This window comes from Sulfitobacter sp., assembly GCF_041552635.1.
In the GTDB taxonomy this organism is placed as follows: Bacteria; Pseudomonadota; Alphaproteobacteria; order Rhodobacterales; family Rhodobacteraceae; genus Sulfitobacter.
Genome location: NZ_JBFEKM010000140.1, coordinates 1 through 10,868, shown reverse-complemented (window position 1 = coordinate 10,868; position 10,868 = coordinate 1). Strand labels below are relative to the sequence as shown.

The window sequence follows — 10,868 nt, the reverse complement described above, 5'->3', positions numbered from 1 at the left end:
GCCGGGGTTGGTGGCCACAGTAAAGGACACGGCATCGCGTCCTTCGGGGCCGGCCGCATCGGCGGTGATCTGGGTCTGGAACACCGCGCGCTCCATCTTGAGGGGGGCAAGTTCCGCGGCGACGGCTTTGTCCAGCTTGACAGCCGCCTTGGTACGCACAGCGGTCAACGCGTCGGCGGCACTGTCATAGGAGGCTTGAGCATCGCGCACGGCTTTCTCAAGCCCTGCTTGTGCCGCCTCGCCCGCGTCCAGCGCGTCCAGTTTGCTGCGCAGCGTGTCGGCGAAGCCGGCCAGATCATCGGGAGCGACTTCGTGTTTGCGCGCAAGGGCGCGGATCGCGAACAGGCGTTCCTCGGTTTCTTCCAGCTCAAGCGGGTTAAACGACATGGTGTCGATTGCGGCCACCACGCCCTCCATCGCCTCGTCCAGTTCGATGATCGCACGTGACAGCGCGGCCATCGGGGCCTCGAGCGTACCATCAGCCTTGTCCGCCACGCCGTCCAACCACCGCAGCGCATCGCCCAGTTGGGTTTCCGCCCCGCTCTGCCCCATCATCTCATAGGCATTCACGACGTCAGACCGGATTTTCTCGGCGCTTTGCATCGTGCGGCGGCGCACATCCAGTTCGGCTTCTTCGCCCGCTTGCGGGTTCAGCTTGTCCAATTCGCCGACCGCGTGGCGCAAGAATTCTTCCTCGGCGGCAATGGCGTCGCGTTCAGCGGCAGCAACCTTGGCCGCCTTGCGGGCTGCGGCCAGTGCAGACCACGCCTTGCGCAATGAATCGCGCAGGGCGGCGTTGGCGGCAAATTCATCCAGAATGGCGCGGTGGCCTTTGGGGTCCAGCAAACCGCGGTCATCATGCTGGCCGTGCAGTTCAACCAAGGTTTCCGACAAGGCGCGCAGCACCTCGCCCGAACAGCGACGATCATTGACCCACGCGGTCTTGCGCCCGTCCGACCCGTTGATGCGCCGCAAGATCAGTTCTGGACCGCTGGGCAGGCCAGCCTCTTCTAGCACAGCATGGGCGGCATGCCCGTCGGGCAGGTCAAACCAGGCCGTAACCTCGCCCTGTGCGGCCCCTTGGCGCACCAGATCCGCGCGGCCACGCCAGCCCAGAACAAAGCCCAAACTGTCGAGCAAGATCGATTTGCCTGCGCCCGTTTCACCCGTCAAAACGTTCAAACCCGGCTGAAACGCAAGTTCCAGCCGGTCGATGATCAGCATATCCGAGATATCTAAGCCGCGTAACATGGATAAATTTCCGTGTGGGACCGTCGGGCGGGACGTATCAGATCCAATCGCCTCTGATGCTTTGGCGGTAAATCGCACTGAGCCAGTTGTTGCCGAGCGACTTCATCTCGAGGCCCTTACCGGTCAGCAAGGCATAGCTGGCGGCGTACCATTCGGTCGATTGGTAGTTAAACCCAAGGATTGCCCCTGCGGTCTGTGCCTCGTCGGTAAGGCCAAGCGACAGATAGGCCTCGACCAAGCGGTGCAGGGCTTCGGCAGTGTGCGAGGTTGTCTGGAAGTCTTCGACCACAACCCGGAACCGGTTGATCGATGCGGTGTAATGCTTGCGACGCAGGTAATAGCGCCCGACTTCCATTTCTTTGCCGGCCAGATGGTCGAACGCCAGATCGAATTTCAGCACCGCTGCGCGGGCATATTCGCTGTCGGGATACACTTCGATGACCTGACGCAACGATTGCAGCGCCTGAAAAGTCAGCCCCTGATCGCGCCCGACCTCGTCGATCTGATCATAATAGCTGAGCGCCAAAAGATAGCTGGCATAGGCCGCGTCGTCATCATCGGGGAAGAAATCGATGAAACGCTGCGCGGCGGACCGGTTGTTGGGATAATCCTGGTCTTGATGAAAGGCAAAGGCCTGCATGATAAGCGCGCGCTTTGCCCATTCCGAATAGGGGTACAGACGTTCGATCTCCGAGAAATACTCGGCCGCTTCAGCAGGGCGCTTGCGGTTCAGTTCAAATTCGCCACGCTCGTAAATCTGCTCGGCGGAATAGGTTTCCAGCGGCACTTCCTGCGGGTTAAAGAAACTATTGGTAACGCGGCCTGTATCTTGGCCGCCCCCGCATGCGCCCAAGGCCGCAACCACAAGCACCGCACCGACCAACCGCTTGCGCGACTTCGCACCTGTCATGCTAAACACCCTCGTTTCATTCCACCAGCCACGCTTACGATACGCACCTGCCCGTTGCTAGCACAATAAACTGCGCAACAAAACGGGCATTAGGCATTGCTAAGTGTGCAGCACTCATTGCTGCCAGCTGTCTTCGATATAGGATTAAACAAGCGCGTGCAGAGTTTCAACCTCGCAACGCGGGTCATTGCGTGTTCACGCAACGGCGGGGATCTCGTCCCACACCAGACCGTATCCGGGCAGGCGTGCGGACATTTCCATGTCACATTCCACCAGACGCACCGCACCGGGCGTGGCAAACAGTGCACGCAGCAATGTGTTGGTCAGCGAATGACCCGCACGCACGCCGGTATAGTGGCCAATCAGCGGCGCACCCGCCAACGCCAGATCGCCCAAAGCGTCCAGCATTTTATGGCGCACAGGTTCGTCAGCATGGCGCAGACCACCGGGGCTGAGAACTTTGTCGCCATCAAACACGACAGCGTTTTCACCGGGGTTGCCCCCAAGTGCCAGACCGTTTGCCTGCATCGACAGCACATCCGCCTGACGGCAGAAGGTGCGGCTGTCGCACAATTCACGTGCAAACGATCCGTTGTTCATGACAAGTGATTTCTTTTGGCGGCCAATTGCGGCATCCACGAAATCAATTTCAAAATCGATAACCATTGTGTGACTTGGCGCAATGGTTGCAGACGCATCGCCATCCATCACGGTCACAGACTTGAGCACTTCGAACGCACGCACGGGTGCGGACAAGGCACGCACGCCCCGCTGCATGATACCGCGCACAAACGGGGCCGCAGACCCGTCAAGGATAGGCACTTCGCCGCCATCGATTTCGATCAACGCATTGTGAATGCCACAGCCCGCAAGCGCCGCCATCAGGTGTTCGACAGTGGACACAGACAGACCAGCAGCATTTTCCAGCTTGGTACACAGGGGCGACCGGTTCACGGCATCCCAGCGGGCCGGAATAAGCCGGTCGCCAACATGCACATCGCTGCGCGAGAACCAGATGCCGTGATGTGCGCCTGCCGGACGGATCGTTACAGTTGCAGGCTGGCCAGAGTGTAGGCCCTTGCCGCTAAAGCTGATCGCTGTCTTGATGGTTGTCTGCACGATACGATTCCAATGCCCAAAGATCATCTGTCTAAGTTAAACAATGATCTAGCGGCACGGTTCCGAATGCTCAATTCAAGGATTACTACGGTCTGAAACATCACTGTCACAATCGGGCGCGAATGCGCCCACATGACACCAACCTATTGAATTATAATAATTAAGCCAGGCATTCAAACCGACCATACATCGAAAAGCGTGAAGATTTATGTGTCAAACACTCACATATTTCAGTCATGGTACTGTCGAAATTGCTGCAACGCGGCAAATATCCCTGCGCTGAAAAGCAAAAAGGCCACCCGGTTGGATGGCCTTTTCAGATTTGGTCAGCTGCGTATGACTGCGCTTAGTTCGCCTGACGGCGCAGGAATGCTGGGATCTCGATACGCTCTTGATCTTCGTCCTGCACGTCACGTGGTTGTGGCGCGGCAGAAGAAGCGCGGGTCTGAACCGGGGGCTGCTGGCGCGCGGGGCGCTGCGGGGCCTCTGCTTCGGCGTGACCGGTCATGCGGTTGATCAGGGAATTGATACCGAAACGCTTCTCGCCCTGCTCGGGGGCTGCTGGCTGCGAACGCTGCTGAGGCTGCGGACGCGGCTGGGATTGTGGCGCTGCTTTTTGGGCCGCAGCACGCAAACGTGCCAAGGCTTCTGGCGATGGTGTGCCGGGTGCCGGTGCGCGCGGTGCTACGAATGCTTCTTGCGCTGTTTCTTCTTCGTATACTTCCCGGCGCGGCTCGAACGAGGCCACTTCCGGACGGTATGCCGGGGGTGGCAGATCGTCTGCATCGGATGAAACATCCTCGAACACATCATCCGAGTAACCACCCTGACCGTGCGACGCTGCGTCTTCGAACAGCTGGGGCTGGTCTTCTTCGTATTCGACCTGCACAGCCTGAGCCGCGATTGGCGCAGGTGCCTGCTCTGCGGGCGCAGGTGCTGCGACGACTGTTTTTTGCTGCAAAGGCTGCGACATGGAACGGCGCGGCACGGGCATTTCCGTGTTCACGTCAACCGCATCAATTCCTGTTGCGACAACGCTCACGCGCATCATGCCACCCATTTCGGTGTCCAGAGTGGAACCAACGATGATGTTGGCATCCGGGTCGACTTCTTCGCGAATGCGGTTGGCCGCTTCGTCCAGTTCGAACAGGGTCAGGTCGTGACCGCCGGTGATGTTGATCAGAACACCCTTCGCGCCGCGCAGGCTGATTTCGTCCAACAGCGGGTTTGCGATGGCTTTTTCTGCGGCTTGGATCGCGCGATCTTCGCCCTCGGCCTCGCCTGTGCCCATCATGGCTTTGCCCATTTCGTCCATTACGGCGCGAACGTCAGCAAAGTCGAGGTTGATCAGGCCGGGACGAACCATCAGATCGGTCACGCCCTTAACACCTTGGTACAAAACATCATCCGCCATGGAGAATGCTTCGGTGAATGTGGTTTTCTCGTTCGCCAGACGGAACAGGTTCTGTTTTGGAATAATGATCAGCGTATCGACGACCTTTTGCAGGGCTTCGACACCCTCCTCGGCCTGACGCATACGCTTGTTGCCTTCGAACTGGAACGGCTTGGTCACGACGCCTACGGTCAGAACACCCAATTCACGTGCAGCCTGTGCGATGATCGGTGCGGCACCTGTCCCGGTGCCCCCGCCCATACCAGCCGTGATGAAACACATGTGCGCACCGGCAAGGTGATCAACGATCTGCTCAATGCTCTCTTCGGCGGCGGCAGCCCCGACAGAGGCCCGCGCGCCTGCGCCCAAACCTTCGGTGACTTTCATGCCCAGCTGGATGCGGCTTTCGGCCTTGGCCTGCTGCAACGCTTGCGCATCGGTGTTTGCCACCACGAATTCAACACCATCGAGGTTCTTCTCGATCATGTTGTTCACGGCGTTACCGCCTGCCCCGCCGACACCGAAAACGGTAATCCGGGGCTTGAGGTCGCTTTGTCCTGGCATGGAAAGGTTAAGTGTCATGAGCCGTCCGCCTGTATTGTTTTGCCCGCTTGCGGGGCATTTTTTCGATCAGTTAGCACGATCTTACAGAGAATAGACTGGTGCGTCACCTAAAAAACACAGTTTTGCCACAGTATCTGGGCGCTTTTTTGCCACTTCTCGCAGGATTTCGGTTTCCACACCGCATGTGGGGCTACCAATTGTCTCTGAACCACTTGACAGCGCGCTTAAGCGACCGTGCCGGATAACGATCGGCAGGAATGTCGAAATCCCACCACTCGTCTTGGGGATGCGCGGCAAACAGCGCCAACCCCACAGCCGAGGCAAAGCCGGGGCCCGTGGCCGCCTGCGGCAAGCCATGCACGCGCAAGGGACGGCCAAGACGCACCTGTTGCCCCAGAATGCGGCTGGCAAGCCCGTCAAGTCCCGGAATCTGGCTGCCGCCGCCGGTCAGCACGATCTGCTGGCTGGGAAGGTGGTCGAACCCGGCAGCATCCAGACGCGCGCGGACTTCTTCCAAAATCTCTTCGACGCGGGGGCGCATGATGCCGATCAGTTCGGCGCGGCTGACGGTGCGCCGGTCGTGTTCGTAATCACCGGTGTCGCCACCGATATCAATCATCTCGCGGTCGTCCATACCTGTCGCATGTACCCCGCCATAGAATGTCTTGATCCGCTCGGCATTGGCGGTCGGAACCTGCAATCCCATCGAGATGTCCGACGTGATGTGATCCCCGCCCATGCGCACGCTATCGGCATAAATCATGTGTTTGCGGATAAAGATCGACACCGACGTAGACCCGCCGCCAAAATCAATGCAAGCGGCCCCCAGTTCTTGTTCATCCTCAACCAGTGATGAAATCCCCGAGACATAGGATGACGATGCGATCCCCGCCAGTTCCAGATCACAGCGTTTGATGCAATGGGCCAGATGCTGGACGGCTGCCGCATCGACGGTCAGCATGTGCATGTCAACGGACAGGGCATTGCCCAATTGCCCGCGCGGGTCCGACAGTCCGGACCGGTTATCAATCGCAAAGTTGACGGGCTGCGCGTGCAGCACTTCGCGGTCCTCGCCGTATTCGGGGACATCGCAGCTGGCCAGCACCTGCGCCACATCCTGTTCCGATACGACCTGCCCCTCAAGATCAATGGTCGCGTCCAAGCCATAGCTGCGTGGCTCGGCCCCCGAGAAACAGGCGATCACGTGGTCAACGCGGATGTTGGCCATCTTTTGTGCGGCCTGCAATGCGGTGCGCACAGCGCGTTCGGTTTCTTGCATGGCACAGATTTCGCCAAAGCGGACACCGCGCGACCGCGTTGTCGCCGCACCGATCACCCGAAAACCGGACTGACCCGCAAGCGACCCGATCTCGCCTTCTTCGGACATCCGGCCCGAGCCGTCAAAGCGCAACACAAGACAGGCAATTTTCGAGGTGCCCACATCCAAGATTGCCACAACCCCGCGCTGCATCGCCAGCTTGCGCATGTGCCGCATCGACCGCTGACTACCGTATAGGTCCATCATATTCTCATTGCCCCGAAATCTGCCTGATACGCCACCATTCTTGGGTGGCCTCTTTATTCATTTGAACGGTTGGTCTTTGCGCCAACCGCATATCGACCCGCGCAACGTCACGGGTCAAAACTTCTTGTGCGCCTTCCAGCGCGATCACCCGTTCCAGCGCCTGAACCGCGCCGGTTTCGGGCAACAAGATCCGCTGGTCGCGGTCCAGCACGATATCCCAACGCCGCGCGCCCATGCGTACCAACCCACGCAACCGGTCGCCCAAAGGGGTCGCAGCGCGGCTTAGTTGAAGCGCCTCGGTCAGGTGGGCATCGGCCCCGTCCCCTACCACAAGCGGCAAATCGTTCCGCTCGCCCCGATGGGTGATGGTGCCGATTGCGCGACCTTCGATATCCACCAGAACCAACCCGTCTTCGGTGCGCCACACAGCCACGGGAACACGCGGCTGCACGTCGACATGCAGCAACCCGCCGGGTTTGATGCGCAAGGTTGCCTGCTTGACGCCCGGCAGCTCCATCAAGGTGGCGCGCATCACCGGCAGGTCCAGATCGAAAGAGCTGGTGGGAAATTCGATCGGCAAAGCGGCACGCACATCGGCGGCCAGCTGGTCTTGGACCCCGTCGATCGCCATCAGTTTGACCATGAATTCAGGACGCTGTTCAATGCTGGCACGGGTGTTGGTATAGATATCAGTGATCTGCCCCCGCCGCGCATCATCCGCCAGATAGATCGTGCCCGCGATCATCGACAGGCAAAACGGCATACCGATCCGCAGCCCGAACCGAAAAGTCGGCGTCAGCATCAGCCGTTGCATCCGCCACGCCCAACGGGACGGCGCAGGGTCGGGCCGCACGGATTTGGAAGGTTTGACGCGGTTGATCAGCGATGACACGAGGCGTCCTCCACCATCCAAGCGCACAAGTCGCCAAAGGAAATGCCCACCGCCTGCGCCTGTTCGGGCGACAGCGATGTGGGGGTCATGCCGGGCTGGGTATTGGTTTCCAGCAGGATCAGACCATCGGCACCGCGGGTTTCATCCCAGCGGAAATCCGTGCGGCTGACACCACGACAGCCAAGCGCGTTGTGCGCGCGCACGGCGTACTCCATGCACAGCTCGAAAATCTCTTGGGGGATGTCGGCGGGCACAACATGGGTCGATCCGCCTTCTTTGTATTTCGCGTCGTAATCATACCAGCCGGTGGTCAGAATATCGGTGACCGTCAGGGCACGCTGGCCCATCACAGTTGTCGTCAACTCGCGGCCAGCGGCAAATTTTTCGACCATCACAAGGTCAGGCATATCGTCGTCCAACTGCGGCGGGCCGTTGTTTTCGATATCCACCAGATAGACGCCAACCGATGATCCCTCGTTGTTGGGTTTCACCACATAGGGCGGCTCCATCACATGGGCCGCACGCACGTCGGACGCCAACGCGATAATGCTGTCCACAATGGGCAGGCCTTCGGCGCGGAACACGTCTTTGCTGCGCTGTTTGTCCATCGCGAGGGCCGAAGCCAACACGCCGGAGTGGCTGTAAGGAATGTGCATCCATTCAAGGATACCTTGCACGCAGCCGTCTTCGCCCCAGCGACCGTGCAGACAATTCAGCACGACATCAGGGGCCACGGCACGCAGGTCAGCGCACAGATCGGGGCCGGCATCGACCTCTACGACGTCAAAATTTCTGTCCCGCAAAGCGGCGGCGCATGCGCGCCCTGTTGACAATGACACTTCGCGCTCAGCCGAAGGGCCACCCATCAATACCGCCACTTTCGGGGGTGTCCTGCTCGACATTCCCACTCAACGTGCCTTTTTAATCGGGTCTTTGGTGACCCTTATTTATCTTAGATTTACCGCAATGCGGTGACGTGCCTGTGCGCCCGGACGATTATGGTTCGCCGATCCGCATAATTTCCCACTCTAGCGTGATACCGCTGGAATCGTAAACCTTTTTTCGCACATCTTCGCCTAAAGCTTCAAGTTCTGCCGCCGTTGCACCGCCGGTGTTAATCAAGAAGTTGGGATGCTTGGGGCTCATCTGAGCGCCACCTAGGGTTGCACCGCGCAGTCCGGCGTCGTCGATCACCTTCCACGCCTTCAGCGCATGGCTGTCATCAGCCTGCCCGGTGCTGGAAAAACCGGCAGGGTTGCGAAAGGTCGATCCGGCGCTGCGGTCCTTGGTGGGTTGGGTTTCATCGCGCTTGCGCAATTGGTCTGCCATGCGGCTGTGCAGTGTGTCGGGGTCACCGGTTGGCGGCGCGAAGGTGGCCGAGATAATCACGCAGCCCTCGTCCAGCACGGTTTGGCGGTACTCGAACTTCAGGTCTTGGGCGGTCAGCGTGATCCGGTCGCCTGCCCGCGTGATTGCTAGGGCGCTGACAAAATGATCGGCCGTATAGCTGCCATAACACCCTGCGTTCATGCGCACTGCGCCGCCGATGCTGCCCGGAATGGTGCGCAAAAACGTCAGGTCAAGGCCGGCATCCGCCGCCTTGCGGGCGACATGGGCATCCAGTGCGGCCGCCCCGGCAGTCACCTGCCCGTCAGAAATTTCGATCGCATTGAAACCGCGCCCCAGCCGGATTACCGCAGCACGCAGACCACCATCACGCACGATCAGGTTGGACCCGACGCCCATTGGGAAAACCGCGATATCGGACGGTACGGCAGTCATGAACGCAGCCAGATCATCAGCATCAGCGGGTTGATACAAATAATCCGCCGCCCCGCCCACGCGCAGCCATGTCAGTTCGTTCAGCGGGCGCTGTGGTGTCAGCTTGCCACGCATGTCGGGGACTGAAATTTTGGGCTGCGGTGCGCCTTTGTCCACACCGGTCATGTATTCGCGCCTTTTTCAACGCGGGTCGCCCGCAACTGCCGGACCAGACGCCCGATCAGCCAGCCGGTGCCAAACGCGCAAAGCGCATAGCCCACCGCCGCCATTTGGGCTGCAATCACCGGTGTCTCGAATGGTTTTGCCCCAAGACCCCAGATCATCCACGCACCGTTCAGCACAAGGCCCACGACAAGCACGCCCAAAAATCCCAAGAACCGTTTGGAATAGCCGCACCACCCCGACGCCAGCATCAAGACAGCCAGCACAGCGATCAACAGCGCAAGGGTGCCGTTCATTCCGCAGGTCCCCTTACTGCACTACGCCGCAGCCAGCGCATCAGATAGATCACTGGCCAGCGCAGTACCGAACAGCCTCCCGCCAGCACCAACAAACCGGCCCATGGCCCGTGTTGCATGGTGACATAACCCAAGATCGGGATGCCGATTGCAATCAGGATATAGGCGTTGCGCCAGTGGTTGTCAGAACTGGGTGTCATCGCCAGAACATTGGCAACCACCGCCCACAGACAGGCAAGGATAAACGACAGGCTCATCTGGGCACCTCCGGTTTTTGTCCGCGCAGCTTTGCCAGCAAGAACCGCAAGGGGTTGCGGAACATCGACACAAAGGCAGCCAGCGCAAGCAAGGCATAAAGCCAGCCGACCTGAAGGCCGATCATCACGATCAACACCGGTGCGGCAACCAGCAGTATCGCGCCGGGCACATATTGGACCCGCAGCGGCAGGGTTGCGACCCCAGCCGAGAGAAAAACCCAGAGAAGGCAAAGCCAGACCAGCGCCACCTAGACGGTTTCCTTTTTCATCGCCTCAAGGGCGGCAGGCAGGCCATTGGCCCAAGTGCTGATCGTACCGGCCCCCAAACAGACCACCATATCGCCCGGGCCGGCCTGTTCTCTGACCAGCCGTGCCAGATCGCCTTCGCTTTGGACGGCACGGGCATGGCGGTGTCCGTGGCGGATCAGCCCTGCGACCAGATCATCGCGGCTCGCCCCCTCGATCGGGTCTTCTCCGGCGGCATAGACTTCGGCAATGCCCACCACATCGGCGTCATTAAAACAGGCGCAGAATTCATCGAAATGGTGGCTTAGGCGGCTGTAGCGGTGCGGCTGGTGCACGGCGATCACACGCCCTTCGGTCGCTTGGCGCGCCGCCTTGAGAACGGCAGTAATTTCAACCGGATGGTGACCGTAGTCATCAATAATCGACACACCGTCCACTTCGCCCACCTTGGTAAATCGCCGGTTAACGCCG

The 10,868-nt window shown here is 59.7% G+C and carries 12 protein-coding genes; all 12 read right to left on the bottom strand.

Going from position 1 to position 10,868, the window contains the following annotated elements; translation table 11 throughout:
- A partial coding sequence (locus tag ABYT07_RS15370; protein ID WP_372992920.1) for a DNA repair protein RecN occupies window positions 1-1,251 on the bottom strand: 1,251 nt, incomplete at its 3' end.
- 37 nt (window positions 1,252-1,288) lie between these two features.
- Window positions 1,289-2,161 (bottom strand): outer membrane protein assembly factor BamD, encoded by an 873-nt coding sequence (locus ABYT07_RS15365; protein WP_372992919.1) that lies wholly within the window; start codon window positions 2,159-2,161, stop codon window positions 1,289-1,291.
- 195 nt (window positions 2,162-2,356) lie between these two features.
- Window positions 2,357-3,280 (bottom strand): UDP-3-O-acyl-N-acetylglucosamine deacetylase, encoded by a 924-nt coding sequence (gene lpxC, locus ABYT07_RS15360; protein ID WP_372992918.1) that lies wholly within the window; start codon window positions 3,278-3,280, stop codon window positions 2,357-2,359.
- 346 nt (window positions 3,281-3,626) lie between these two features.
- The gene (gene ftsZ, locus ABYT07_RS15355) at window positions 3,627-5,255 is read right to left on the bottom strand and encodes a cell division protein FtsZ (RefSeq protein WP_372992917.1); all 1,629 of its coding nucleotides are present in this window, start codon (window positions 5,253-5,255) and stop codon (window positions 3,627-3,629) included.
- Between the two features lie 172 nt (window positions 5,256-5,427).
- Window positions 5,428-6,762, bottom strand: coding sequence for a cell division protein FtsA (gene ftsA / locus ABYT07_RS15350; RefSeq protein ID WP_372992916.1), 1,335 nt, complete (start codon window positions 6,760-6,762; stop codon window positions 5,428-5,430).
- Window positions 6,763-6,766: 4 nt separating this feature from the next.
- On the bottom strand, window positions 6,767-7,654 hold the full coding sequence (locus ABYT07_RS15345) for a cell division protein FtsQ/DivIB (RefSeq protein ID WP_372992915.1): 888 nt from the start codon (window positions 7,652-7,654) through the stop codon (window positions 6,767-6,769).
- Window positions 7,642-8,520, bottom strand: coding sequence for a D-alanine--D-alanine ligase (locus ABYT07_RS15340; RefSeq protein WP_372992921.1), 879 nt, complete (start codon window positions 8,518-8,520; stop codon window positions 7,642-7,644). The genes ABYT07_RS15345 and ABYT07_RS15340 overlap by 13 nt, the downstream gene beginning before the upstream one ends.
- Before the next feature lie 130 nt (window positions 8,521-8,650).
- Window positions 8,651-9,601 (bottom strand): UDP-N-acetylmuramate dehydrogenase, encoded by a 951-nt coding sequence (murB, locus tag ABYT07_RS15335; RefSeq protein ID WP_372992914.1) that lies wholly within the window; start codon window positions 9,599-9,601, stop codon window positions 8,651-8,653.
- Window positions 9,598-9,894 carry a hypothetical protein gene (locus tag ABYT07_RS15330; RefSeq protein WP_372992913.1) on the bottom strand — a complete coding sequence of 99 codons (297 nt, stop codon included), beginning with the start codon at window positions 9,892-9,894 and terminating at the stop codon, window positions 9,598-9,600. The genes murB and ABYT07_RS15330 overlap by 4 nt, the downstream gene beginning before the upstream one ends.
- Window positions 9,891-10,151, bottom strand: a complete 261-nt coding sequence (locus ABYT07_RS15325) for a DUF2484 family protein (protein ID WP_372992912.1) — start codon at window positions 10,149-10,151, stop codon at window positions 9,891-9,893. The genes ABYT07_RS15330 and ABYT07_RS15325 overlap by 4 nt, the downstream gene beginning before the upstream one ends.
- A complete protein-coding gene (locus tag ABYT07_RS15320) occupies window positions 10,148-10,399 on the bottom strand; it encodes a DUF2484 family protein (RefSeq protein ID WP_372992911.1) in 252 nt (83 codons plus the stop codon). The genes ABYT07_RS15325 and ABYT07_RS15320 overlap by 4 nt, the downstream gene beginning before the upstream one ends.
- Window positions 10,400-10,868, bottom strand: a 469-nt coding sequence (locus tag ABYT07_RS15315; protein ID WP_372992910.1) for a glutamate ligase domain-containing protein, incomplete at its 5' end; no start/stop codon positions are given.